This window comes from Pseudomonas sp. Z4-7, assembly GCF_051131965.1.
GTDB lineage: Bacteria > Pseudomonadota > Gammaproteobacteria > Pseudomonadales > Pseudomonadaceae > Aquipseudomonas.
Genome location: NZ_CP071642.1, coordinates 3,918,427 through 3,941,713, shown reverse-complemented (window position 1 = coordinate 3,941,713; position 23,287 = coordinate 3,918,427). Strand labels below are relative to the sequence as shown.

The window sequence follows — 23,287 nt, the reverse complement described above, 5'->3', positions numbered from 1 at the left end:
AGAGTGAACAAGTCGGAACTGATTGATGCTATCGCTGCATCCGCTGATATCCCGAAAGCTGCTGCTGGCCGTGCGCTGGACGCTGTAATCGAATCCGTCACTGGCGCTCTCAAGGCTGGCGACTCTGTTGTTCTGGTGGGTTTCGGTACTTTCTCCGTTACCGATCGTCCAGCTCGTGTTGGTCGCAACCCGCAGACTGGCAAGACGCTGCAAATCGCCGCTGCCAAAAAGCCAGGCTTCAAAGCTGGTAAAGCGCTGAAAGAAGCCGTCAACTAAGGTTTCATTGAGTTTATCCGGGTCGGGGTCATGCCTGGCTTGGCAGCGGAGCGGTAATGCAGCCGGCACAAACGGGCTGTCACGCCAGGGCTCGCGGGTTCGAGCCCGGTCCGCTCCGCCAGTTACGAGAAGGCGCATCCTCGGATGCGCCTTTCTTCTATCCGGATTCTACCCACGCTCCACGGTTGCCTAATTTTGAAGTTCAACCGTTTCTGGGGGACGCATGCTGCAGAATATCAGGGACAATTCACAAGGCTGGATTGCCAAGACCATCATCGGAATCATCGTCGCATTGATGGCGTTGACCGGTTTCGAAGCTATTTTTCAAGCCACCACCAACAGCAATGACGCGGCCAAGGTCAACGGCGAAAAAATCAGCCAGAACGAGCTGAGCCAGGCGGTCGATATGCAACGCCGTCAGCTCATGCAACAGCTGGGCAAGGATTTCGACGCCTCCCTGCTGGACGAGAAGATGCTGCGTGACTCGGCGCTCAAAGGGCTGATCGATCGCAAGCTGTTGCTGCAAGGCGCACACGATGCGAAATTCGCTTTCTCCGAAGCCGCGTTGGACCAGGTGATCCTGCAAACGCCGGAATTCCAGGTCGATGGTAAATTCAGTCCTGAGCGTTTCGACCAGGTGATTCGCCAGTTGGGTTATGGCCGACTGCAGTTCCGCGAGATGCTGGCGCAGGAAATGCTCATTGGCCAATTGCGTGCCGGTCTCGCTGGCAGCGGTTTTGTCACCGATGCCCAGGTGTTGGCATTCGCCCGCCTGGAAAAGCAGACCCGTGATTTCGCTACGCTCACCGTCAAGGCGGATCCGGCGGCCGTGAAGCTGACCGACGATGAGGTCAAGGCTTACTACGACCAGCACGCCAAGGAGTTCATGACGCCTGATCAGGTAGTCATCGACTATCTCGAGCTGAAGAAGGCTTCATTCTTCGATCAAGTCAGCGTCAAGGATGAAGATCTGCAGGCGGCTTACCAGAAAGAGATCGCCAATCTTTCCGAACAGCGTCGTGCTGCGCACATCCTGATTGAAGTGAACGACAAGGTCACCGAAGCCCAGGCCAAGGCCAAGATCGAGGAAATCCAGGCTCGACTGGCCAAAGGCGAGTCGTTTGAGGCGCTGGCGAAGGAATTCTCCCAGGATCCGGGCTCAGCCAACAACGGCGGCGATCTCGGTTATGCCGGTCCAGGTGTCTATGATCCGGAGTTCGAAAAGGCGCTGTATGCGTTGAACAAGGATCAGGTCTCGGCACCGGTGCGAACCGATTTCGGCCTGCACCTGATCAAGCTGCTGGGTGTCGAAGCGCCTGAGGTTCCGACTTTTGCGAGCCTGAAGGACAAGCTGACCCGCGATCTGAAGACCCAGCAAGTGGAGCAGCGGTTCGTCGAGGCGACCAAGCAACTGGAAGACGCTTCGTTCGAGGCTTCCGACCTGGCCCAGCCAGCCCAGGACCTTAAGCTGACCGTCCATACGTCGGCACCTTTCGGTCGTGAAGGCGGCGAAGGGATCGCGGCCAACCGTGCCGTGATCACCGCTGCGTTCAGCCCGGAAGTGCTGGAGGAGGGGGCCAACAGTACCGCCATCGAGCTGGATCCGGAAACCGTCGTGGTGCTGCGTGCCAAGGAGCATCGCAAGCCTCAGCAGCTTCCGCTGGAAACCGTGGCCGGTCCGATCCGCGCCCAGTTGGCCAAGGAACATGCCAGCGCTGCCGCCAAGACTCAGGCCGATGAGTTGATTGCCAGCCTGCGCGATGGCAAGACGGCGCTGGACAAGCCTGTCAACGGTCAAGGCTGGAAAGTCGTCGAGGCGGCGACCCGCAGCCAGGAAGGTATCGACCCTGCGGTGCTGCAGGCGCTGTTCCGCATGTCCAAGCCTGAGTCGAAGGACAAGCCGACATTCGCCAGCGTGACCCTGCCTGACGGCGGCGTGACGGTCCTGCGCTTGAACGGCGTCAACGAAGGTGCTGCTCCGACCGAGGAAGAAAAGGCCGAATACCGTCGGTACCTGGCGTCCCGTGTCGGCCAGCAGGACTTCGCGGCTTATCGCAAGCAATTGGAAAGCGAGGCAGACATCAAGCGCTTCTGACTTGATGCGTGACCTTGAAGACCCCGGCCGAAAGGTCGGGGTCTTTTTGTATCCGTGTATTGCCACGACGGCGATGTTCGTCGATTCATCAGGATTGCTTCTTTTTCCCGCTGGCATCCCCCCGTAGACTTGTAAGCCGTTTGAGACAAGATTACCCAAGCTGTCCGGCCGCATTCTGTTGCACAATACGCCCCGGACTGTTTTCCTCAGGATGTTCAATGTTCAGATCATTTCACATGCGCACCGTTGGGCTGGCATTGCTGCTGGTCGTCGCGACCGGTTGCTCTTCCAAGAAAGCGGCCATTTACGAGCACGAGAACTTCGATGATTCGGGCACGTTCTCGCGTACCTATCCGGTGACTGACGTGGCGACTTGTGAAGCAGGACGTCGTGCGCTGCTGAGCCAGGGGTACATCATCACCAGCAGCGATCCGAAGCTGGTCAGCGGCCACAAGAGTTTCCAGCAGACCGGCGACACGCACATGGAGATCAGTTTCAACCTGGTCTGTGCCGAAGATGGCGGTCCGGGCCACCGCGCCACGATCTTTGCCAACGCTCTACAGGACCGGTATGCCCTGAAGAAGACCAATAACTCCGCCAGCCTGGGCGTGGGTGTATTGGGGTCGGTGTCGATGCCGATTGGCTCGTCGGACGATTCGATGGTCAAGGTCGCCAGCGAAACGGTGTCCGCAGCCAAATTCTATGAGCGTTTCTTTGCGCTGGTGGAGGTGTTCCTGCCTCCCGAAGCGAAAAAAGCCGCTGGAAACGTCGACAAACCGAAAGCCGAACTGGGCATTCCAGAGCCGAAGGTGGAGCCGGCTGCCCTGGCTCCCGCCGCAACTCCAGCGCCCGCGACAATCCCGGCACCCGAGCCGACTCCTGCTCCCGTTGCGCCGGTCGAAGAGGCTGCTCCAGCACCTGTCGAAACCGCACCGGCCGCTTCCGAGCCGGTCGCGCCACCTGCCGAGCCTGCGCCAATCGCTCCCAGCGAGCCGGAGTCCTACGCACCCCCGTCGACAGAGAGCATTACTCCGCCACCGCCCAGTTCCCTGCCGGCGCCAACCGAGCCGATCCAGCCGCTTCCTGCATCCTGAGCCTGTGGTCGGGCGGTAACGCCTTGCCACACCTGCGCTGATTAAATTCCCAATGCTGTGCTACGTTTAATTCATGAAGCCTTGGCTTCATGTTTTGTTCATCAAGCAGCTTTATGCTGGTTCCAAGGCCATCAGGCATCGGTTTCAACGATTATTGGGAAGGACAGGCAATGGACGATTATCAGGAAGAGCTGCTCGAATATCAGGCTTATGAGCTGGACCCCCTGGAACCTGCCGAAGACGCCACGGAACTGTAGGTAGCAGACACTACAGTGCAGGCCGGGAGCCTGGTCTTCAAGTCGCTCTACGGCTACGCCGGAACTCTCCCGGCGTCTGGTTGTTCCAGCGCTTGAAAGCCCGTTGGAATGCCTCGGCCGAGGCGAACCCCAGCAGGTAAGCGATTTCGCCAAAGGCCAGTTCCGTGTCGCGGATGTACGTCATGGCGAGGTCTCGGCGAGTGTCGTTGAGGATCGCCCGGAACTGCGTACCTTCTTCCGCCAGCTTACGGCGCAACGTCCAGGTCGGCAGCTTCAGGCGCATCGCCACTTCTTCCAGATTCGGCTCCCGTCCGCCGTTGAGCAGCGGCCCCAGCAATTGAATGATTCGCTCGCGCAGGGTGCGGGTGCGAGTCAGCTGTTCCAGTTCCCGTTCACATAACTGAACCAGGTGGCGCCAGGTGCTCGGGCAATGCTGTGGGTTGCGCAGGGCGAGGCTTTCCAGCCCCAGGCGCAATTGGTTCTGCTCGGCTGCGAACTGGATCGGGCCTTCGCCGAGACAGCGGTAGGCTTCGAGGTAAGTTGGCTCCTCGAATTCGATTTCGATACGTTCGGCCCGCAACACCACGTCGCAGACGCTGGACAGTTGCTGGAGCCAGCCCGCAATGATCGAGTCCACGACGAAGCGGTTGTAGGCGTTATACGGGCTGATGGAGTAGAACCGCAGCCACGCGCCCCGGGCGTCCTCGTGAAGACTCGATTGCCCACGGTAGTTGGAACCGTACAGCGGCTCGAAGCGGATCATGCAGCGTGCGGCTTCGCGTACGGTGGGCGCCTGGGCCGCGGTGACGCCGGCCAGCCCGGCCTGGCTCAGGCGACTGAGCTGGCCCATGCGCAGGCCCAAGGCCGGATCCTGTGTCAGTTGGATGGCGGCATGGCCCAGGCGCATGTAGCGCGGGATCGACAGGCGCGCCCCGGGCTCAGCCAGGCGCGCGGCATCGAGGCCGTATTGTTCGAGCAATGGCTGTGGGTCATGGCCGTGACTGGCCACTGCGTCCGCCAGGCTATGGACGAAACCTACGGACAGGTCACCCAGGCGCATAGGCTTTTGCATATCTAAAGCCACAAGTTCAGCAGGCGTGCGCCACGGGCTTCACCATCGGTGAATTGCTCGCCGTTGTGGCTGATGAAGCTCTGGCCAGCGCTGCCTTTGTCCCAGAACTGCCCACGCAAGAATACGCTGACGCCGCCGCGGGCCTGGCTGATGGGCAACCGGCTGGTCAACGTCAGCCGACGCCAGGCCTGCCCCTCGCTCACCTCACCGGGCTTGAGGCTCACTTCGCTTGGCGTGGACAGGCCTTTATAGCCGGCCCAAGGCTTGTTCCAGGCGTCGCGGCCGATGACAAAGGCGGGCACGGCGATCAGTTGGGCCCCTTGTTCGTCGAGTTGTCGATAATGAAGCGGATACCAACTGTCGCTGCCGATCAGCACGCCCAGGCGCCCGGCCGGCGTGTCAATGACGTGGGTGACGTCCGGCCGTTCGGCCCCAAGCACGTCCTGCTGGTCAAACACCGGATGTCGCTGGCGTTGTGGTTGGCCGATCGGCCGGCCGTCACGACCGAACACCAGGCTGCTGTTGTACAACGCGCCACCACCGATTTTCAGCTCGCCTTCGCTGACGCTGGGCTCGGGCAGTACGATGGAGCCGGCCACAAGCGTTACGCCGAACTCCTTGGCCAGTCCACCGAACAGTGCCTGGTAGTCATGGGCCATGCTGTCCGCCTTCATGCGCAGGTACGCATCGTCCAGCCGGCTGTCGCCCTCGGCCTCCGCCAATGCGCGGATAAAGGCCAGCGGATTGCTGATGGCGAGCCAGTTCATGGCCTGTTTGAAGGTAGTGGCCTGGTACACCTCGTCCTTTTCGCCGCTGACCATCAGCCAGGTGCCGATATGCTCGGGCAGGACCACGACGGTTTTTTCGTTGACGAACCCTTGGTCGCGGGCAGTCTGCAGGTACGCCGCCAGCTTGCGATGCAGGCGTTCGGGGCTCTGGTAGTCGGTGGGGAACAATTCCGGCTGGATGCCCAGCAGGTTGCCTCGATTGGCCGGCGTGCCCCGGTCGACCGCCAGGTTGATCCGCAGGTCTGACAGGTAATGGCCCGCCGGACGGTCTGCTGTCCACAGTGCATAAGTGATCAGGGCGGCTGTCAGGGCCAATGAGAACAGCAGGTACAGAAATTTGCGCATGGGGACAGTCGATGGCCGCGTACAGGTTCGTGATTTTCATCAGAAGTCACGCGGCAGGGTACGGTAAAACAACGGTTTAGCGAAAGGGCGCGTGCGTGCACTTCGGGAACCGTCTGCCGGCGTGGGCTCTGTGCATTTCGATCATCAAGTTGTCAGTTACGGCCATTGAGCGCTCGCATCCCGACTCTTACGCTGTCGGTCATGACTGATGGAAGCCGCAGAGCTTCCGCATTTTTCCGTGATCGCCCGTGGAGTTACCGATGACCGCCCCTCATTACCCGCATTTGCTGGCCCCGTTGGACCTGGGTTTCACCACGTTGCGCAACCGTACCCTGATGGGATCGATGCACACCGGCCTTGAAGAAAAGCCCGGCGGCTTCGAGCGCATGGCGGCGTACTTCGCCGAGCGGGCCCGGGGTGGGGTCGGCCTGATGGTCACCGGTGGAATCGGGCCGAACGATGAAGGTGGCGTGTACTCCGGCGCGGCCAAGCTGACCACCGAGGAAGAGGCCCTCAAGCATCAGGTCGTCACGCGGGCCGTGCACGAAGCGGGGGGCAAGATCTGCATGCAGATCCTCCACGCGGGACGTTATGCCTACAGCCCCAAGCAGGTGGCGCCAAGCGCGATCCAGGCGCCGATCAACCCGTTCAAGCCCAAGGAGCTGGACGAAGAGGGCATCGAGAAACAGATCCGCGATTTTGTCACCTGTTCGGTATTGGCTCAAAAGGCCGAGTACGACGGTGTCGAAATCATGGGCTCGGAAGGCTATTTCATCAACCAGTTCCTGGCTGCGCATACCAACCACCGTACCGACCGCTGGGGTGGGAGTTACGAAAACCGCATGCGTCTGCCGGTGGAAATCGTGCGCCGCGTACGCGAAGCGGTGGGGCCGAATTTCATCATTATCTTTCGCCTGTCCATGCTCGACCTGGTTGAGGGTGGCAGTACCTGGGATGAAATCGTCCAGTTGGCCAAGGCCATCGAACAGGCCGGCGCAACTATCATCAATACCGGTATCGGTTGGCATGAGGCGCGTATTCCCACTATCGCCACCAAGGTCCCGCGGGCGGCGTTCAGTAAAGTCACCGCCAAGCTGCGCGGCTCGGTGAGTATTCCGTTGATCACCACCAACCGCATCAACACCCCTGAGGTGGCCGAGCAGATCCTCGCCGAAGGCGACGCCGACATGGTGTCCATGGCGCGGCCGTTCCTTGCGGACCCGGAGTTCGTCAACAAGGCCGCCGCTGGCCGCGCAGACGAAATCAACACCTGCATCGGCTGCAACCAGGCCTGCCTCGACCATACGTTCGGGGGCAAGCTCACCAGTTGCCTGGTGAACCCGCGGGCTTGCCATGAAACCGAACTCAATTACCTGCCCGTAACCCAGGTGAAGAAAATCGCCGTGGTGGGCGCCGGTCCTGCCGGATTGTCCGCGGCCACCGTGGCGGCCGAACGCGGTCATCAAGTGACGCTGTTCGATTCGGCCAGCGAAATTGGCGGCCAGTTCAACGTCGCCAAGCGCGTTCCGGGCAAGGAGGAGTTCTTCGAAACCCTGCGTTATTTCAAACGCAAGCTGCAGACTACCCACGTCGAGTTGTGCCTCGATACCCGGGTCGATGTGGCGCAACTGGTGGCCGGCGGTTTTGACGAGATCATCCTGGCTACCGGCATCGCCCCGCGCGTACCGGCGATCCTGGGTGTCGAGCATCCTAAGGTGCTGAGCTACCTGGACGTGATCCTTGAACGCAAGCCGGTGGGCCGCAGTGTCGCGGTGATCGGGGCCGGCGGGATCGGTTTCGATGTGTCGGAGTTTCTCGTTCATCAGGGGGTTGCCACCAGCCAGGACCGTGAGGCGTTCTGGAAGGAGTGGGGCATCGACACCCAGTTGCAGGCTCGCGGCGGCGTGGCTGGAATCAAGCCCGAACCTCATGCACCGGCGCGGCAGGTGTTCCTGTTGCAGCGCAAGAAGTCCAAGGTCGGCGACGGGCTGGGCAAGACCACCGGCTGGATTCATCGCACCGGCCTGAAGAACAAACAGGTGCAGATGCTCAACAGCGTCGAATACCTGAAGATCGATGACCAAGGCCTGCACATTCGCATCGGCGAAGCGGGCGAGCCACAAGTGCTGGCCGTCGACAACGTGGTTATTTGCGCCGGCCAGGATCCGTTGCGCGAGTTGCAGGAAGGCCTGGAGGCGGCGGGGCAGACTGTCCACCTTATCGGCGGCGCGGATGTGGCGGCGGAGCTGGATGCCAAGCGCGCGATCAACCAGGGCTCGCGGTTGGCGGCGCAGTTGTAGCGCTCAACCTTCCGGGAAAGGTTTGCCCTTGTGGGAGCGAGCTTGCTCCCATAAGGGATGGTGTATCCGGATCCTCATACCGGCCGCCACCAAGCTGATAAGATCCCGGCACCTTCCCATCCGGTCTGCTGCAATGCTTTTGTCTGCCCTCGACTGGCATCCTCAACCGCGCCTCGAACTCCTTCACCTCGACTGGCTGGCGCGGGCCGGTATCGAGGTGGCGGTCTTGCGCCTGGACCGTATCGATCCGCTCATCAGCGGCAATAAATGGTTCAAGCTGCTTCATCATCTGCGTGCTGCCCATGCCAACGGCGCGGAGGGCGTGATGAGCCTCGGCGGCGCCTATTCCAATCATTTGCATGCGTTGGCTGCGGCGGGGCAGCGATTCGGTTTCCAGACGGTGGGGTTATTGCGCGGCCATCCCCGGGAGACGCCTACGACGCTTGATCTACAGACGTTCGGCATGACCTTGCACTGGTTGGGTTACGGCGGGTATCGAGAGCGGCATGAGCCGGGGTTCTGGGCTCCCTGGCAGGCACAATACCCGCATTTATGGCCGATAGCTGAAGGGGGCTCGGGGTTGCCCGGCGCGCAAGGCTGCATGTCCTGGGTAACGGCCGCCCGCAGCCAATTGGCCACGTTAGGTTGGGAGGATTATCACGGTTGGTGGCTGGCCTGCGGCACCGGGACGTCGCTGGCGGGGCTGGTTCTGGCTGAAGCGGGCGAGCATCCGGTTCATGGTGTCCTGGCGGTGCCTGAAGACCATGGGGTGCTGCAACATGTTGAAAGCATTCTGGCAGAGGCGGGCATGGGCAATCCGCGTTATGAGTTGCTGGACGGCACTCGTGGCGGTTTTGCCCGGGTGGATACCGAGCTCCGCGAGTTCATCGAGACTACCAGCGCTATCGAGTTGGAGCCGCTTTATACCGGCAAGGCGCTGATGCTGCTCAAGGCCCGGATCGAGGCCGGGGTCTTTGGCGCCGGCACTCGCTTGATTTTTGTTCATACCGGTGGCTTGCAAGGTCGCCGCGGGTTTGAGTGATCGACCGCTGATTACATTTGGGCATCATCGGTAGCAAATGCTGTTGAGGAGTGCCGGGTTTGGCTGAAATAATATTTGTACGCTTTTTATAATTTGTAGGGGGCGGGTGATTTATTTATTGTTGTCCGCAAGTTCGCAGGATTGGCGAATTGACGATTCGGCTTGGCCGGGTCGTACTTGTTTCTAAAAGGAATTTAAAGATGAATAAGTCATGTGGTAGAGACGGCCGCAAAGGCATCGCAAGAAAGTTGATGGCAATAGGGCCGCCCTTGAGGCCGAGGCCGAAACCAGCCCCCAAGCCGGTCGTTCCGCCGACGCCTAAACCAGTGCCCAAACCAACGCCTAAACCAGTGCCCAAACCAACGCCTAAACCAGTGCCCAAACCGGCCCCGAGGCCAGTGCCAAAACCCGCACCCAAGCCGGCCCCTCGGCCAATACCCAGGCCCAAGCCAAACGACGCACCACCAGCGCCTCCCCAGCCCAAGCCTAATCCAACGCCCCAGCCGACATCCGCACCAATGCCTTGGCCTGTTTTTAATGTCGCTGTTGATCCTCTCGCCATCTATAACCTCATCAAAGCGCCTGGAAGTGTCCAGAACAAAGACGGATCAACTTCTTTAGCCGATGACAGTGTGATTAATGCAGAAAACAATTCCGTGACGCGACCGGATGGAATTATTCAGTACGATGACGGAACAGTGAAATATCCTGACGGACGTATTGTTTTTGCCAACGGCCAAACTGAATATCCGGATGGCAGCGTGTTGTATCCCGATGGAGATTTACTGGATAAAGACGGCCATAAAATCAATTGACACCTTTATAACTTTTCGCGACCGAGCCGGGGCGGTACTGACGCATCGGGTGGGCATTATCGAAGGGGAGCCGCCGCCAGCAGCCCGGGCGTTCAACGGGTAGGATCAGGAGGACTCAGCAGCCAATCCAGCAATAATCCAGTATCACGAGCGGGCGGTGTGGAAGGGCCGACGATTGGCCCGCCGACGTCGCCGGCGCCCGGAAGGCTGAATATTCCGGGGCATAGCACTGGCCTGTCGGGATCGCCGTCGAGAAAAGTCACCAGCACCTGGCTGCCAGCCGGCGGTACCTGGCAGTCATGCAAGGTCAACCGCGACAGAGGTAATGTGATGACTTCGCCCTCCCGGGTCCAAAGGCTGACGTTAACCTGGCCATGCCCATGCTGACCGTGCACATAGGCAAGATGACTGCCGGCGATGCGCGGCTTCGGGTGCTTGAGGGCCGGCCTGAACACCGTCGACCATGGGATCGCCAGGAACCGATTGCGATAGTGTCGGGACGCAGGAAGGAAGGAAGACGGGGCGTCGAGGATCGAAGGCTGCCGCCCGCGATGCGTGATCTCGGTAACCAACCATTGATCGTTGAACGTTGATATGGGATGGCCTTCGATCTGTACGATGGCGGCGCTGCGCAGGGTTGGCTGGCGGCTCTGGCCGTGGATGTCGCTGTATGTGCAGCGCAGCCGCTCAAGGGTACGGCGACCCGCCTGCTGGGTATGTGCAACGTTGTGCCAGGCGGTTTCCAGCGCGGGGCCGATGAACGGGTGGTTAGCTGCCGAGGTTTCAAAAACCGCAACCGGCGCCCGATCCCTGGCGTTGGCCGGCAACGCCGGTGGCGTGAGGTGATGGCGCTGGTACAGTCGCGCTATTGTTGGCCGCTGGCCTTCCTCCTGATGCAGGTTCAACCCGACCGGCTGATCAGGGAAACTTGTCGCATCTTCGGCAAATACCACCACATGGCCGGTAGGGGCGTGCTCGAAGTGATAGTGGATGCCTTCTTCCTCACACAGCCGTTGCAACAGTTCGAGATCGCTTTCGTCGTATTGGACACAGAACGGCCGGCATGGGTAGTGCCCGTGTGGCAATTCAAACCGGTAACTGTGGGTGGGCAGTTGGTGTTCTTTTAGCAAGTGTTGCAGCACCTGGACTGCGCTGAGTCGGCCAAATACCCGGCGTCGCGGACTCTGCTCCAGCCTCTGCAGGTAAGGCACCAGTGTCAGGCGATAGCCTACGCATTGCCGGGAGTGGGAGGTCAGGCTGGCGCTGGCGATGATCCCATGCACGCCCGACTCGGCACCGAGGTGCAGGAACGCCTGTTGGCCGAGAATGATGTCGAGGTCGATCGGCGGCGTCAGGCCAAGCAAGTCGAGGTCGAACCGAAAAGGCTGGTTGAGGGCTTCTCGGCCGCCGAATCTCTGGACGTGAAGCTGCAGGTTGCTTTCGGTGAGTGTGAGGCTGAAGGAATAATCCGTGTCGTTGCGCATCGCAGCTCTTATTTACTGGGAGAGGGCGCTGAGGGTACGAAACCGCTGTGCACTAAGGTGTACCCGAACGGCACTTTCAGAAATCCCCTACATCAGATTGTGAAAATGTCGATCTGGCCAGCGCGATTTTTTGGTCGATCAGCCGGTTTAGGCCGTATAAACTTGGCGCCACAGCGCCGGCCGGCAGATGTCTCGGCGCGTCAGACAAGAGAGTGAGTAATGGGCGCACAGTGGAAGGTTAAACACAAAGAAGCGGCTGCCAACGCCAAAGGCAAGATTTTCGGCAAGCTGGTGAAGGAGATCACCATCGCGGCGCGTAACGGCGCCGATGTCGCTACCAATGCGCACCTGCGCCTGGTGGTTGAACAGGCGAAAAAGGCCTCGATGCCCCGCGAGACCCTGGAGCGCGCGATCAAGAAAGGCTCCGGCCAGCTCGGTGAAACCGTTCAGTATCATCGCGTGACCTACGAAGGGTTCGCGCCCCATCAGGTGCCGCTGATCGTTGAGTGTGTAACCGACAACATCAACCGTACCGTCGCCGAAATCCGTGTCGCGTTCCGTAAGGGCCAGTTGGGTGCTTCCGGTTCGGTCGCCTGGGATTTCAACCATGTCGGCATGATCGAAGCTGCGCCGGACAGCCCTGACGCCGATCCGGAAATGGCCGCCATCGAGGCCGGTGCCCAGGATTTCGAGCCGGGCGAAGACGGGGCGACGCTTTTTATCACCGAACCTGCCGACCTTGACGCCGTTCAGAAAGCGTTGCCGGAGCAGGGTTTCACCGTGCTGTCGGCCAAATTGGGCTATCAGCCGAAAAACCCGGTCAGCGGCCTGAGCGACGAGCAGATGGCCGAAGTCGAGGCGTTCCTGGAAGGCCTCGACAACCATGACGATGTGCAGGACATGTTTGTCGGCCTGGCCGGTTAAGCGACTTACCTTGTGGTGAGGGAGGCAGCTCCCTCGCCACGGTCGCCGAACAAGCCAGCTATCTCGTCAAATCCCGGCCGCGCCAGTACGTCCGGCTGACAACAGCGCGTCTCCAGCTGTCGCAACCGCTCAAGCGTCTCATCCGCGAGCGCCGGCTCGATCCGCGCCAGCAACTCCCCCAGCAGAATCCCGAACGCCCGCACCTCGATGCGTTGCAGGGCGCGCGTTTGCGGCGTGTCAGCCGTGGCATGGAAAGACGCCGCGCCGAAGTCGCCGAGCAGGCAATCGCCCTGGTCGTTGCAGAGGATATTGTGGCCGTACAGATCCCCATGGGTGATGCCCTGGCGATGCAGGTGCGCCGCCACCGACGCAACGCCTTGGGCGATGCGCAAGGCCGCCGCTGCGCTCAGCCGCAGCTCGTCGTCGTAGACGTCGCGGGTGCAGGACGCCAGGCTCGGCAGCCCGGCCAGGTTGCGGTAATCGGGTCCGATCAGGGCCATCACCAGCCCGACCTGCTGCTCGGGATGACCGCTGACCTGGCCCAATACTTCGATCAGGTTCGGATGCTTGCCGGCTGTGATGCAGGCATGCATTTCATGCAGTGGCGAGCCATCGCTGGTCATCTGGCCTTTGTACAGCTTGACCGCGACGTTTCGCGCGGGGCGGCCCGGTGCTTGCCACAGCGCTTGATGAATCACCCCCGAAGCACCTTCGCCGAGAGTGTGTTGCAATCTCAGTTGCAGCCAGTCGACAGGCGTGGCGGCATGCAGCGCGGCGGCCTCGGCCTGGGCTTCCAAGGGATTCCCGGCGTAGGCCAGCCAACTGAGGCTCGGCAGCTCCAACAACCAGGACGGCAATTCGGTCAGTTGATTGGCGGCGATGCGCAGCAATTCGAGGCGATGACACTGGGCGAGGCTCTCGGGCAGTTGCTGAAGACGATTGCCTGCCAGCATCAGCTTTTGCAGGTGCGGGCGATGGCCCAGTTCATCCGGCAACTGGCTGACGCGGTTATCGGTCAGGATCAGCCAGCGCAGCAGTGGCGGCAAAGCCGCGGCGGTCACATGCTCGATGCGGTTGGCCTTGAAGCCGATCATGGTCAACGCGCTGCAGCGTCCCAGGCATTCGGGCAATTCAGTGAAGCGGTTGTCGGAGCAGAACAGCACGCGCAGGTACGGCAGCCGATACAGGTCGTCGGGCAGCGTATCGAGCTGGTTGCCGCTCAGGTCGAGAATTTCGAGGGAGTCCGCCAGGTTGAAAATTTCCCGGGGAAACTCTGTCAGGCCGCATGAGAGCTTCAGTCGGGTAATGCCTGACAGCTGGCCGGTGCGCAGTTGGGTGAGGGCGTGCATGGGCGGGTCGCATATAGGCTGAGAAGAGCGCAAATATCGAAATCGGCACCGAACCTGTGGCGAGGGAGCTTGCTCCCGCTGGGCTGCAGCGCAGCCCCAAAAGCTGCAACTCCATCATCCTGACACACCGAGGTGCCAGGTTCGGGGTCTGCTTCGCAGCCCAGCGGGAGCAAGCTCCCTCGCCACAGGGTTCAAGCGCCGAATTCGTTGGCGTTGTTGACCCGCATGATAAACAAAAAGACCGGCGCCTGTTGCCTAGCGCTCGATGCTGCGATTCCACCGCGCGTTCCAGGCCGGACGTTGCTCATTGACCTGGTCCCAATCCACCGCGATCGCGGTTTCCAGGTATTGCTTCATCGCTTCCACCTGGCCACGAGTCTTGTCAGTGGTCGGGGTGTTGGGGTTGGACGGGATCTGGTCGCCTTCCTCCAGGGCAATGGCCTGGGCTTCAGGCGTCAGCAGGAACGCGGCAAGTTTCTGCGCGAGTTCGGGTTCGCTGTTGTGGGCCACCGCGCATTCCGCAACGTTGAGCACCACTGCGCCTTCCTTCGGTTGTGCATACTCGACTGGCATGCCCTTGAGTTTCAAGGCGGTCACCTGGGTCGGCGTCAGCGGGAACAGCGCGGCTTCGTCGGTTTGCAGCATTTCGGAGATTTTCGCCGAGCTGGGAATGTACTCCAGCACGTTGCGTCCGATCGTGTTCGGCCAGGCCTTGAAACCCGGTTCGACGTCGGTTTCGCTGCCGCCCTGGATCCGGTTGAACATCAGGAAACCGTGCAGGCCGAAGGTCGACGACGCCATGGACTGGAACACCACCTTGTCCTTGAACCGCGGGTCGGCCAGGTCCATCCACGAGGTGGGCGTGTTCCAGCCTTTTTCCTTGAACAGCCGCGTGTTGTAAGCAAGCCCGGTGACCCCGAGGCTGACAGCCACGGCCTGGTCCTTGATCCGGCCCTTGGCCGGAATCTGCGCCAGGGGCGGGCTGTCTTCAAGCTTGTCGCACAGCCCCATGGCGATGGCGCGGTACATGATGCCGTCGTCGAGGAACATCACGTGCATCTGCGGGTTGCCCTTGCTGGCCTGGACCTTGGCGAGGATGTCGGCCGAGGTGCCCGGCACGATCACTACCTTGACGTTGTTGGCTTTCTCGAAGGCCGGCAGGACCTTGTCGGCATACAGCCGCTCCATGGTGCCGCCGTTCATGCCCAGGTAAAGCGTCGGCTCGGCCAACGCCTGGGTGACCGGGAGCAGGGCGCCCAGGCAAGCGGAACCCAGCGAGCAGAAACCGAACAGTGCACTGCGTTTGACGTTATTCATTGGCGCGACCTTCCTCTATCAAGCAACGGAGATGGAGTGAAACCGGGTGATGGAAAACGCATCCAGCGGCGTCGTTGATGCGCCGCAGCAGATGATCTCAGTGAGCGCCTGGCCCACCGCCGGGCCGATCTGGAAACCGGCGCCCGCAAAGCCGAACGCATGCAACAGACCGGACTGGGTACTGCTCGGGCCGATCACCGGTTGGCGATCGGGCAGGTAACCTTCGGTGCCGCTCCAGGTGCGAATCGCCTGGGCGCCCTCCAGGAACGGGTAGAGTTCGACCGCCTGGCGCAGGATCTCGATGACGGCGCTCTGGCCGGGGCGGGCGCGGGCGTCATCGAGGGCGAAACCCTGGCCGCCACCCAACACGCAATTGCCCCGGGCGACCTGGCGCGCATAAATGCCGCCGCCCTCCACGCCAGTGCTGGCGTCCATCACCACCGGCAGCGGCTCGGTGACCAGCATGGCCGGGTGTCCGGCGTGCATCGGTACGGCCTCGCCAAACTGCGCGGCGAACCGACTCGCCCAGGCCCCGGCGCAGTTCAGCAGCCATGGCGCGCGCAGTTCAAGGCCTGTCTCGGTGCGCACGACAAAGCGCTGGCCGTCGTGCGTCACCTGGTTGACCGGGCATTGTTCGTAAACCTTTGCGCCATGCCTGCGAGCCGCCTGGGCAAATGCCGGCGAGACCAGGCGCGGATTGGCGTGACCGTCGTCCGGGCACAGCGAAGCGCCGACCGCGACATCGCCGACCCAGGGAAACCGCCTGCGCAGTTCATCGCGATCCAGCAATTGCAGATCCAGGCCGAAACCATGACTGCTCGCGGCATAATCATGCAACGCACGCAGGTCATCGAGGCTGCGGGCCAGCTTCAGATGACCGCTACGCTGATACTCACCGTCGATGCCGATCAGTTGCGGCAATCGCGCCCAGAGCTCATGCGCGCGTTGCGACAACGGCAGTTGCGACAATGACCGCCCCTGGCGCCGTACGCCGCCGTAATTCACGCCACTGGAATGCGAACCGCAGAAGTCCCGCTCCAGTAGCGCCACGCTCCGCCCGGCCTGGCTCAGGAACAACGCCGCCGAGGCGCCGACGATACCGCCGCCGATGACCAGCGCATCCACTTCGATCATGACTCGACCTCCAGGCCAAACGGGACCGGCTTGATCGGCGCCTGTGCCCGCAGACGGCCGATTTCCTGAACGTTGCGTCCACTTTCCCGAGCGATGATTTCCGCCGCCGCGGCACCGCACATCCGCCCCTGGCAGCGGCCCATGCCGACCCGGCAATGGGCCTTGACCCGGTTGATTTCCCAATGGCCTTCACCCACGATTTGCCGGATGTCACCGACGCTGACTTCTTCGCAGCGGCAAATCATCAGCCCATCAGCGGCGCGGTCCGCCCAGTCCTCGGGAAACGCAAAGGCGCGCTCCAGGCCTTGCCGGAAACGGCCGATGCGTTCGAGGGATTGTTCCAGCTGGGCGCAGCGTTGCGGGTCGACCTGGTAGCCGAGATCTTCGAGCAATGCCAGGGCTGCCCGTTCGCCGGCCATCTCGGCGGCATCGGCGCCCATGATCCCGGCGCCATCGCCGGCCAGGTAGACCCCTGGCGAGCTGCTGCGCCCGGCGCGGTCGCGCTGCGGCAACCAGGCTCGGTTGAGCGGGTTCCAGGCAAATTCACAACCGAGCAGATCGGCCAGCTGGGTTTCGCTGCGCAAGCCGTGGGCGAAGGCCACCGCATCGCAATCGAGCCGGTGCTGGCCTTTTCCGTTTTGCCATGACAACGACTGCACCCGGCGTTCGCCGTCGATGCGCGAAAGGCTGACGCCTTGCTGCACGGCGATGCCCTTGGCCGTCAGCCAGGCACGGTAATAGAGGCCTTTGGCGAGGGTGGCAGGTTGTGCGAGCAGGCCGGGCAGGGCGCGGGCCTGGGCGCTCAAGGGGGAGCTGTCGAGCACCGCGACGACATTGGCGCCGGCCTTGGCGTATTGGTACGCCACCAGATACAACAACGGCCCGCTGCCAGCGAACACCACTCGCTCGCCGATGGCGCAGCCCTGGAACTTCAAGGCGATCTGCGCCGCGCCCAGGCTGTATACGCCGGGCAGCGTCCAGCCAGGGACCGGCAGGATCCGGTCGGTGGCGCCCGTCGCGACGATCACGCTGGCATACGCCAAGCGCGCGGCGCGGCCTTCATGCAAGGTATCCAGCATCCCGCCCTCGGCGTTCCACACCAGCGTGTCGGGGCGATAGTCGATCTGCTCGCGCAATTCATCCACGGTCTGGTGGAGGGCGCTGGCCTTGTGCGCTTCGAAGCCATAGAGCTGGGCCGGCGTGCGCGTGAAGTTGGCCGGCTGGCGCCGGTAGATCTGACCGCCGCCGCGTGCCGCCTCGTCCAGCAGGACCGGGTACACGCCATGGGCAACCAGGGTTTGCGCAGCGCGGATGCCGGCGGGGCCGGCGCCGATGATGGCTATGGGGTTCATGGCCACCTCGTTGGCGATGCTTGGAGATCGGTGGAGTGGCTGATGCCGCCTTCGCGAGCAGGCTCGCTCCCACAATGGGGTTGTGATGATGCCGGCTCTTCTGTGGGAGCGAGCCTGCTCGCGAAGAGGCCGCGTCTGCCAAAGTCATTCATACCTTGCGCCCCGGTTCGCGGCTGATCTGCTGGCCGGCTTCGAGCAGCGTCGAGCAGGCGCGCACGCGGCGGCCGTCGCCCAATCGGACCCAGCAATCCTGGCAAGCGCCCATCAGGCAGAAACCGGCCCGGGGCTCCGCGCTGAAGTCGCTGCCGCGCAAGTGCTCAGCGCAGGTCAGCACGGCGGTCAGCACGGTATCGCCGAGCAGACCGCTGGCAGGCAAGCCGTCGAGCGTGAAGTCCAGGGCCGGGCGATCGCGCTCGGCCAGTCGTTTCAGCAGAGCCATGGCGCCCTCATTGTTTGCCCACCAGGACCCGATCCAGGCCATAGACCCGATCGAGTAGAATCATCGTCAATGCAGTCAGCCCGATAACCAGCGCCGACACCGCCGCCATCATCGGGTCGATGGATTCGGTGGCGTACACATACATGCGCACCGGCAGGGTTTGCGTGGCCGGCGAGGTGACGAAGATCGACAGCGTGACTTCATCGAAGCTGTTGATGAACGCCAGCAACCAGCCTCCGGCCACGCCCGGCAGAATCATCGGCAAGGTGATCTGCCGGAACAGGGTGAAGCGCCCCGCGCCCAGCGATTGCGCAGCCTGTTCGGCGCTGCGGTCCAGGCCGATGGCCGACGCCAGCACCAGGCGCAGCACATAGGGCGTGATCACCAGCACGTGGGCGAAGATCAGCCAGGTAAAACTGCCGTTCACGCCCATCAGCGCAAACAGGCGCAGTAACGCGACGCCCAGCACCAGGTGCGGAATGATGATCGGCGACAGGAACAGGCCGTTGAAAAAATCCCGGCCAGGAAACTCCAGCCGGGTGATTGCCAGCGCCGCCGGCACCGCGATCAATGTCGCCAGCGACGCCGCGCAGAACGCCAGGACCAGGCTGTTGTAGAACGCATCGACAAAATCCGCGCGCTCGAACACGGCACGGAACCAGCGCAGGGAAAACTCCGTGGTGGGCAGGCTCAGGGTGTTTTCCGGGGTGAAGGCCACCAGGCAGACCACCACCAGTGGCGCCAGCATGAACACCACGACCAGGGCGTGAAACAACAGGGCGAAAGGACCGTTCCTGGACATGAAGAATTACCCCAATGATTTCTTGTAGCGGCCTTCGATCATGCGGTTCCACGAGAGCATGATCAGCAGGTTGAGCAGCAGCAGCGCGACGGCAATGGCCGCGCCCATGGGCCAGTTGAGTTCCGACAGGTACTGGTCGTAGATCAGCGTGGCGACCATCTTCAAGCGACGCCCGCCGAGCAGGCCGGGTATCGCGAAAGAACTGGCGGCGAGGCCGAACACAATGAGGGTGCCGGACAGCACGCCGGGCATGATCTGCGGCAACACGACCTTGCGGATCACCGTGAACTGGCTCGCGCCCAGGGACAGCGCGGCCTGTTCGGCGGCCGGGTCGAGTTTTTGCAACGAGGTCCACACCGGAATGATCATGAACGGCAACATCACATGGACCAGGGCGATGACCACGGCAAACGGCGTGTAGAGCAGCTTCATCGGCGAGCCGCCAAGGGCCTGCAACGTCTGGTTGACCAGGCCGTCGGCGCCGAGCAGCAGGCTCCAGCCGAAGGCCCGCACCACCACTGAGATCAATAGCGGCGTGAGGATCAGAATCAGGAAAATCGAGCGCCAGGGCGCGCCCATGCGGCTGAGAATGTAGGCCTCGGGCACGCCGATCAGCACGCAGAGCACGGTGGTCAGGGCGCTGATCCACAACGTGCGCAGGAAGATTTCATAAAAGTACGGATCGCCCAGCAGGCTGGTGTAATGCTCGAACGTGTAGGCCTCGCTGTTGATGCCCGAGCCGTAGTCGAAGACGTTGAACGACAACACCAGCGTCAACCCGAGGGGAATGACCAGCAGGCTCAGGTACAAGGCCAGGGCCGGGGCCGACATCAGGTAACCCTGGCGGCCGCGCTTGATGGCATCGATCAGCTTCATGCCGACACCTCGTCCACGCTCAGCACCCGCAGCAGCGCCGGATCCCAGTCCAGGCCGACGGCGGTGCCTTCGGTCAGGGGCGCCGAGCCGTCGTTGCGGCGCACCACGCTGAGCTCGCCCAGGTGGGTGCCGACGCCGTACAGCCATTGGCTGCCGAGGAAAAAACGGCTGGTGACAGCGCCTTGCAGCCGCCCCGCGCCGGCGGCGCACAGATCGATCTTCTCCGGGCGCAGGCTCAGGGTCAGCTCGCCTTGACCGGCGCCACAGACTTGCACGACGCCGGCGCTGTCCCGCTGGCCCGGGAGCAGGTTGGCTTTGCCAACAAAACCGGAAATGAACTCGGTGCGCGGATGTTCATAAAGCGTGTAGGGCGCGTCGATCTGGGTGATGCGCCCGGCCTGCATCACCACCACCCGGTCGCTGATCGACAGCGCCTCGGATTGGTCATGCGTCACCATCAACGTAGTGATGCCGACCTCGCGCTGGATGCGGCGGATCTCGAACTGCATCTCCTCGCGCAAGTTGGCGTCGAGGTTGGACAACGGTTCGTCGAGTAGCAGCACTGGCGGTTCGATCACCAGCGCCCGGGCCAAAGCCACACGCTGGCGCTGGCCGCCGGAGAGTTCCCGCGGGTAGCGCTCGGCGTGCTGGTCGAGGCGCACCAGCTTGAGTACCCGATCGACCCGTGTCTGCAATTCGGTGCTCGGCACTTTGCGCATACGCAAGCCGAAGGCAACGTTGTCCTTGACGGTCATGTGGGGAAACAGCGCGTAGCTCTGGAACACCACGCCCAGGCCCCGGCTGGCCGGCTTGGCGTGAGTGATGTCGCGACCGTCGAGGAGGATGCGCCCGCTGCTGGCTTCGACGAAGCCGGCGATCATTTGCAGGGTCGTGGTCTTGCCGCAACCTGAAGGCCCCAGCAGGGAGACGAACTCGCCTTTTTCCACCGAGAGGTTGGTGGCGACCACAGCGTCGAGGTCGCCGTAACGTTTGCTCAAGTTTTCAAGTTGCACGAAAGCCATGACTGCGCTCCACCTGAGATTGTTATGCGTCGCCGCGAGGCGCGCTTTTTTGTATGGGCAGATACGAAAGGATGTCGCGGGGTGCGTTGGCGCTCGAGATCAAGTCGGCTGCCGCTGTTGTTCGAATCGCCCCTGTATGGACGCAGAGTAGGACGAAGAATAGGATGGGCTCAATGGACTATTTCACTGAGACGGCGACTATTTTCAGTTTCATCCGGTGAGTAAATTATCTGAAGAGAAATGACATGCCTGATTCCACTCAGCGGAATATAGATAAAGGTGAAGTTGGGGTCGGCTCGGTCTCACGGCTGTTCGCGGTGCTGCGCAGCCTGGGCGAGACCGTTGAAGGCGGTGAGCGCGTGACGCAACTGGCCCAGCGCATCGGCCTGTCCCAGCCGACCACGCACCGCTTGCTGCGCAACCTGATGGACGAGGGCATGGTCGAGCAGGATGCGCGCAGCAAACGCTATCGGCTCAGCCTGGACTTCTTTGCCCTGGCTGCCCGCGCCGGCAATACCGGTAACCTGCGTGAACTGGCCAGGCCCGCCATGTTGCGGCTGTCGGCGTCGCTGGGGGATTCGCTGTTTCTGCTGGCGCGCTGCGGTTTCGATGCCATCTGCCTGGATCGCAGCGAGGGGCCGTTTCCGATTCGCACGTTCACCGGCGACATCGGCGGTCGCGTGGCACTGGGCGTGGGACAGGGCAGCCTGGCGATCCTGGCATTCCTGCCAGAGGAAGAGCGCGACACGGTGATCCATTACAACCTGCCGCGGCTCAAGGATTTTCATTTGTACGATGAAGTCTTCCTGCGCACCGAGGTCGAGAACGTGCGGACACTCGGCTACGCCGGACGCAACACCGGTGTGTTGCAAGGCATGGCCGGGGTCGCGGTGCCCATTCTCGATCGTGAAGGCCGGGCCGTCGCAGCGCTGAGCGTGGCGACCATCAGCGACCGGCTCGGGCCGGATCGCCTGCCGACGGTGGTGGAGATGCTCAAGCGCGAAGCCGCGGCGATCGGTCCGCGCATCAACCCGTTCGACCCGCTGCTGCGCAGGCCTTCGCAGGTGTTCAGGCAGGGGTGAGTACAAACCCAAGAACGGCCTATATCCTTTGTGGGAGCGAGCTTGCTCGCGATAACGGTGGGTCAGTCGAGATTATTTCCAACTGAACCACCGCCATCGCGAGCAAGCTCGCTCCCACAGGGGTTGGCGCTGTTAGAATTTCAGGGTTTGCTTGAGCTTCTGCGCCGCCGGCATATCACTCGGGATGACCATCGCATAGTTGTATCCCGGCCCGGACCAGTATTCGGCCTGCAATTCACCGTCGCGCCGGCTGCCACGGGGCAGCAGGTAGTTTTTCGGGCCAGGTGGGCGCACGTAGAAACTGATCTTCAGGCCGCTCGGGTCCTGATAGACCACCATCGCCGCGGCGCCTTGGTCAGTACTGAGCAATCGTCCGCTGACCGGCTTGAAGCCCGCCGCCGAGAGATCCGGCAGGCGGTCGGCCTGGGTGAAGTAGCGGTCGAGCCAGCCTTGCATGCTTTGCTCGTCGCCCGTCTGGTAGTCGGCGGGCAGGACGCCCTGCTGGGCAATCAAGCGGTAGGCCTGCAGCGCATCAGCCATGGGTGCTGCGGCGCTGAGCAGGGTCATCTGCCGTGCCTGCCATCCGCCAAATCCGCCGACCCCGACCGCCAGCACCAGCACCGCCGCACTGGCCAGCTGGCGTCGGGACCGATGCCTGAGGCGTTGCCGGATGATCGCTGGATCCAGGCCAGGGTTGTGTGATTGCTGCAGGGCCGCGCTCATGGCCGCGCGCAAATGCTGGGTGTCTTGCTGCCATCCGCGGACCCGCGCGGCGACATCGGGATGGCTGTCGAGGTAGATCTGCACCTGGCGTTGGTCGTCTTCGCTGAGCTGTCGATCGACATAGGCGTGCAGGTCGCTGTCGCTGGGGGGCATGCTGATCATTTGAGTATCCGCAGGGCAGGGCGGGCGATTTCGCCTTCGCTGAGTTGACGCAACGCTTGGCGCGCACGGGACAGACGCGACATCACGGTGCCCGTCGGCACGTCCAGGATGTCGGCCACTTGCTGGTAGCTCAAGCCTTCCACCGAGACCCATAACAGCAGCGCGCGTTGCTCGGTGGGCAGTTGATCGAAGGCCTGGAGTGACGATTGGGCGATGACACTGCGTTCGGCCGAAGGGTGCGCATCGTCGCGGCCGGTGAACAGTTCGAGCATCCGCGCATAACGTCGGGAGCGGCGATGGGCGTCGAGGAACTGCCGGTAGAGAATCGAAAACAGCCAGGCCCGCAGGTCGCCGTCCGGGCGCTTGTCGGTCCATTTCGACAAGGCCCGCTCCAGGCACGCCTGCACCAGGTCATCGGCATTGCTGGGGTTGCGAGTCAGCGACACGGCAAAACGTCGTAGCCGTGGGATGAGCAGGCGCAACTGGTCGTCGAGTTCGTTCATGGGCGGGCAGCTTCGTTGGGCAATCGCTGAGTTG

Annotated in this window: 22 protein-coding genes; 9 read left to right on the top strand and 13 right to left on the bottom strand. The window is 62.2% G+C overall.

What is annotated here, in order from left to right:
- The first annotated feature begins 3 nt into the window (after positions 1-3).
- From J3P91_RS17685 to J3P91_RS17670, 4 genes are all read left to right on the top strand, one after another.
- Positions 4-276, top strand: a complete 273-nt coding sequence (locus J3P91_RS17685) for an HU family DNA-binding protein (RefSeq protein WP_008077714.1) — start codon at positions 4-6, stop codon at positions 274-276.
- A 223-nt stretch (positions 277-499) separates the two neighbouring features.
- Positions 500-2,371, top strand: coding sequence for a SurA N-terminal domain-containing protein (locus J3P91_RS17680; RefSeq protein WP_434573189.1), 1,872 nt, complete (start codon positions 500-502; stop codon positions 2,369-2,371).
- A gap of 218 nt (positions 2,372-2,589) precedes the next feature.
- Complete coding sequence (locus J3P91_RS17675; RefSeq protein ID WP_434573191.1) at positions 2,590-3,465, top strand: DUF2242 domain-containing protein; 876 nt, start codon at positions 2,590-2,592, stop codon at positions 3,463-3,465.
- Positions 3,466-3,578: 113 nt separating this feature from the next.
- Entirely contained in the window at positions 3,579-3,722 is a 144-nt protein-coding gene (locus tag J3P91_RS17670) for a hypothetical protein (RefSeq protein ID WP_434601265.1), read from the top strand.
- Positions 3,723-3,759: 37 nt separating this feature from the next.
- Here J3P91_RS17670 and J3P91_RS17665 read toward each other — a convergent pair whose 3' ends face one another.
- The gene (locus J3P91_RS17665) at positions 3,760-4,794 is read right to left on the bottom strand and encodes an AraC family transcriptional regulator (protein ID WP_434601264.1); all 1,035 of its coding nucleotides are present in this window, start codon (positions 4,792-4,794) and stop codon (positions 3,760-3,762) included.
- Positions 4,795-4,796: 2 nt separating this feature from the next.
- Positions 4,797-5,927: a carbon-nitrogen hydrolase family protein gene (locus J3P91_RS17660; protein WP_434601263.1), complete on the bottom strand. Its 1,131-nt coding sequence runs from the start codon at positions 5,925-5,927 to the stop codon at positions 4,797-4,799.
- A 260-nt stretch (positions 5,928-6,187) separates the two neighbouring features.
- Between J3P91_RS17660 and J3P91_RS17655 the strand changes: the two genes are divergently transcribed.
- From J3P91_RS17655 to J3P91_RS17645, 3 genes are all read left to right on the top strand, one after another.
- Positions 6,188-8,227, top strand: coding sequence for an FAD-dependent oxidoreductase (locus tag J3P91_RS17655; protein WP_434601262.1), 2,040 nt, complete (start codon positions 6,188-6,190; stop codon positions 8,225-8,227).
- A 133-nt stretch (positions 8,228-8,360) separates the two neighbouring features.
- Complete coding sequence (locus tag J3P91_RS17650) at positions 8,361-9,269, top strand: 1-aminocyclopropane-1-carboxylate deaminase/D-cysteine desulfhydrase (protein WP_434573200.1); 909 nt, start codon at positions 8,361-8,363, stop codon at positions 9,267-9,269.
- Between the two features lie 518 nt (positions 9,270-9,787).
- A complete protein-coding gene (locus tag J3P91_RS17645) occupies positions 9,788-10,084 on the top strand; it encodes a T-complex 10 C-terminal domain-containing protein (RefSeq protein WP_434601261.1) in 297 nt (98 codons plus the stop codon).
- Positions 10,085-10,176: 92 nt separating this feature from the next.
- Here J3P91_RS17645 and J3P91_RS17640 read toward each other — a convergent pair whose 3' ends face one another.
- Positions 10,177-11,568 (bottom strand): type VI secretion system Vgr family protein, encoded by a 1,392-nt coding sequence (locus tag J3P91_RS17640; protein ID WP_434601260.1) that lies wholly within the window; start codon positions 11,566-11,568, stop codon positions 10,177-10,179.
- Between the two features lie 219 nt (positions 11,569-11,787).
- Here J3P91_RS17640 and J3P91_RS17635 point away from each other — a divergent pair, with 219 nt between their 5' ends.
- Positions 11,788-12,492, top strand: coding sequence for a YebC/PmpR family DNA-binding transcriptional regulator (locus J3P91_RS17635; RefSeq protein WP_305500095.1), 705 nt, complete (start codon positions 11,788-11,790; stop codon positions 12,490-12,492).
- A 5-nt stretch (positions 12,493-12,497) separates the two neighbouring features.
- On the opposite strand, the gene J3P91_RS17630 is transcribed toward J3P91_RS17635, so the two are convergent.
- The 8 genes from J3P91_RS17630 to J3P91_RS17595 all read right to left on the bottom strand — a co-directional run bounded on the left by J3P91_RS17630 (position 12,498) and on the right by J3P91_RS17595 (position 20,783).
- A complete protein-coding gene (locus J3P91_RS17630; protein ID WP_434601259.1) occupies positions 12,498-13,841 on the bottom strand; it encodes a leucine-rich repeat-containing protein kinase family protein in 1,344 nt (447 codons plus the stop codon).
- 255 nt (positions 13,842-14,096) lie between these two features.
- On the bottom strand, positions 14,097-15,158 hold the full coding sequence (locus J3P91_RS17625) for an ABC transporter substrate-binding protein (RefSeq protein ID WP_434601258.1): 1,062 nt from the start codon (positions 15,156-15,158) through the stop codon (positions 14,097-14,099).
- 18 nt (positions 15,159-15,176) lie between these two features.
- Positions 15,177-16,292, bottom strand: a complete 1,116-nt coding sequence (locus J3P91_RS17620) for an NAD(P)/FAD-dependent oxidoreductase (RefSeq protein WP_434601257.1) — start codon at positions 16,290-16,292, stop codon at positions 15,177-15,179.
- On the bottom strand, positions 16,289-17,644 hold the full coding sequence (locus tag J3P91_RS17615; RefSeq protein WP_434601256.1) for an FAD-dependent oxidoreductase: 1,356 nt from the start codon (positions 17,642-17,644) through the stop codon (positions 16,289-16,291). The genes J3P91_RS17620 and J3P91_RS17615 overlap by 4 nt, the downstream gene beginning before the upstream one ends.
- 148 nt (positions 17,645-17,792) lie before the next feature.
- Positions 17,793-18,083, bottom strand: a complete 291-nt coding sequence (locus J3P91_RS17610) for a (2Fe-2S)-binding protein (protein WP_434573212.1) — start codon at positions 18,081-18,083, stop codon at positions 17,793-17,795.
- A gap of 7 nt (positions 18,084-18,090) precedes the next feature.
- Entirely contained in the window at positions 18,091-18,885 is a 795-nt protein-coding gene (locus J3P91_RS17605) for an ABC transporter permease (protein ID WP_434573214.1), read from the bottom strand.
- A 6-nt stretch (positions 18,886-18,891) separates the two neighbouring features.
- A complete protein-coding gene (locus J3P91_RS17600; protein WP_434573215.1) occupies positions 18,892-19,761 on the bottom strand; it encodes an ABC transporter permease in 870 nt (289 codons plus the stop codon).
- Positions 19,758-20,783: an ABC transporter ATP-binding protein gene (locus J3P91_RS17595; protein WP_434601255.1), complete on the bottom strand. Its 1,026-nt coding sequence runs from the start codon at positions 20,781-20,783 to the stop codon at positions 19,758-19,760. The genes J3P91_RS17600 and J3P91_RS17595 overlap by 4 nt, the downstream gene beginning before the upstream one ends.
- Before the next feature lie 245 nt (positions 20,784-21,028).
- On the opposite strand from J3P91_RS17595, the gene J3P91_RS17590 reads away from it, so the two are divergent.
- Positions 21,029-21,865 (top strand): IclR family transcriptional regulator, encoded by an 837-nt coding sequence (locus tag J3P91_RS17590; protein ID WP_434601254.1) that lies wholly within the window; start codon positions 21,029-21,031, stop codon positions 21,863-21,865.
- A 132-nt stretch (positions 21,866-21,997) separates the two neighbouring features.
- On the opposite strand, the gene J3P91_RS17585 is transcribed toward J3P91_RS17590, so the two are convergent.
- Both J3P91_RS17585 and J3P91_RS17580 read right to left on the bottom strand, forming a co-directional pair.
- The gene (locus tag J3P91_RS17585) at positions 21,998-22,750 is read right to left on the bottom strand and encodes an anti-sigma factor family protein (protein WP_434601253.1); all 753 of its coding nucleotides are present in this window, start codon (positions 22,748-22,750) and stop codon (positions 21,998-22,000) included.
- Positions 22,747-23,253, bottom strand: coding sequence for a sigma-70 family RNA polymerase sigma factor (locus J3P91_RS17580; RefSeq protein ID WP_434573222.1), 507 nt, complete (start codon positions 23,251-23,253; stop codon positions 22,747-22,749). The genes J3P91_RS17585 and J3P91_RS17580 overlap by 4 nt, the downstream gene beginning before the upstream one ends.
- Positions 23,254-23,287 lie beyond the last annotated feature (34 nt).

Excerpts from the sequence above, each read along its gene's own strand:
- J3P91_RS17635 (WP_305500095.1), top strand. The coding sequence starts at position 11,788 with ATGGGCGCACAGTGGAAGGTTAAACACAAAGAAGCGGCTGCCAACGCC.
- J3P91_RS17645 (WP_434601261.1), top strand. The coding sequence starts at position 9,788 with ATGCCTTGGCCTGTTTTTAATGTCGCTGTTGATCCTCTCGCCATCTAT.
- J3P91_RS17585 (WP_434601253.1), bottom strand. The coding sequence starts at position 22,750 with ATGATCAGCATGCCCCCCAGCGACAGCGACCTGCACGCCTATGTCGAT.
- J3P91_RS17655 (WP_434601262.1), top strand. The coding sequence starts at position 6,188 with ATGACCGCCCCTCATTACCCGCATTTGCTGGCCCCGTTGGACCTGGGT.
- J3P91_RS17615 (WP_434601256.1), bottom strand. The coding sequence starts at position 17,644 with ATGAACCCCATAGCCATCATCGGCGCCGGCCCCGCCGGCATCCGCGCT.
- J3P91_RS17630 (WP_434601259.1), bottom strand. The coding sequence starts at position 13,841 with ATGCACGCCCTCACCCAACTGCGCACCGGCCAGCTGTCAGGCATTACC.
- J3P91_RS17620 (WP_434601257.1), bottom strand. The coding sequence starts at position 16,292 with ATGATCGAAGTGGATGCGCTGGTCATCGGCGGCGGTATCGTCGGCGCC.
- J3P91_RS17610 (WP_434573212.1), bottom strand. The coding sequence starts at position 18,083 with ATGGCTCTGCTGAAACGACTGGCCGAGCGCGATCGCCCGGCCCTGGAC.
- J3P91_RS17605 (WP_434573214.1), bottom strand. The coding sequence starts at position 18,885 with ATGTCCAGGAACGGTCCTTTCGCCCTGTTGTTTCACGCCCTGGTCGTG.
- J3P91_RS17595 (WP_434601255.1), bottom strand. The coding sequence starts at position 20,783 with ATGGCTTTCGTGCAACTTGAAAACTTGAGCAAACGTTACGGCGACCTC.
- J3P91_RS17680 (WP_434573189.1), top strand. The coding sequence starts at position 500 with ATGCTGCAGAATATCAGGGACAATTCACAAGGCTGGATTGCCAAGACC.
- J3P91_RS17580 (WP_434573222.1), bottom strand. The coding sequence starts at position 23,253 with ATGAACGAACTCGACGACCAGTTGCGCCTGCTCATCCCACGGCTACGA.
- J3P91_RS17640 (WP_434601260.1), bottom strand. The coding sequence starts at position 11,568 with ATGCGCAACGACACGGATTATTCCTTCAGCCTCACACTCACCGAAAGC.
- J3P91_RS17625 (WP_434601258.1), bottom strand. The coding sequence starts at position 15,158 with ATGAATAACGTCAAACGCAGTGCACTGTTCGGTTTCTGCTCGCTGGGT.
- J3P91_RS17590 (WP_434601254.1), top strand. The coding sequence starts at position 21,029 with ATGCCTGATTCCACTCAGCGGAATATAGATAAAGGTGAAGTTGGGGTC.
- J3P91_RS17675 (WP_434573191.1), top strand. The coding sequence starts at position 2,590 with ATGTTCAGATCATTTCACATGCGCACCGTTGGGCTGGCATTGCTGCTG.
- J3P91_RS17600 (WP_434573215.1), bottom strand. The coding sequence starts at position 19,761 with ATGAAGCTGATCGATGCCATCAAGCGCGGCCGCCAGGGTTACCTGATG.
- J3P91_RS17650 (WP_434573200.1), top strand. The coding sequence starts at position 8,361 with ATGCTTTTGTCTGCCCTCGACTGGCATCCTCAACCGCGCCTCGAACTC.
- J3P91_RS17665 (WP_434601264.1), bottom strand. The coding sequence starts at position 4,794 with ATGCAAAAGCCTATGCGCCTGGGTGACCTGTCCGTAGGTTTCGTCCAT.
- J3P91_RS17660 (WP_434601263.1), bottom strand. The coding sequence starts at position 5,927 with ATGCGCAAATTTCTGTACCTGCTGTTCTCATTGGCCCTGACAGCCGCC.
- J3P91_RS17670 (WP_434601265.1), top strand. The coding sequence starts at position 3,579 with ATGCTGGTTCCAAGGCCATCAGGCATCGGTTTCAACGATTATTGGGAA.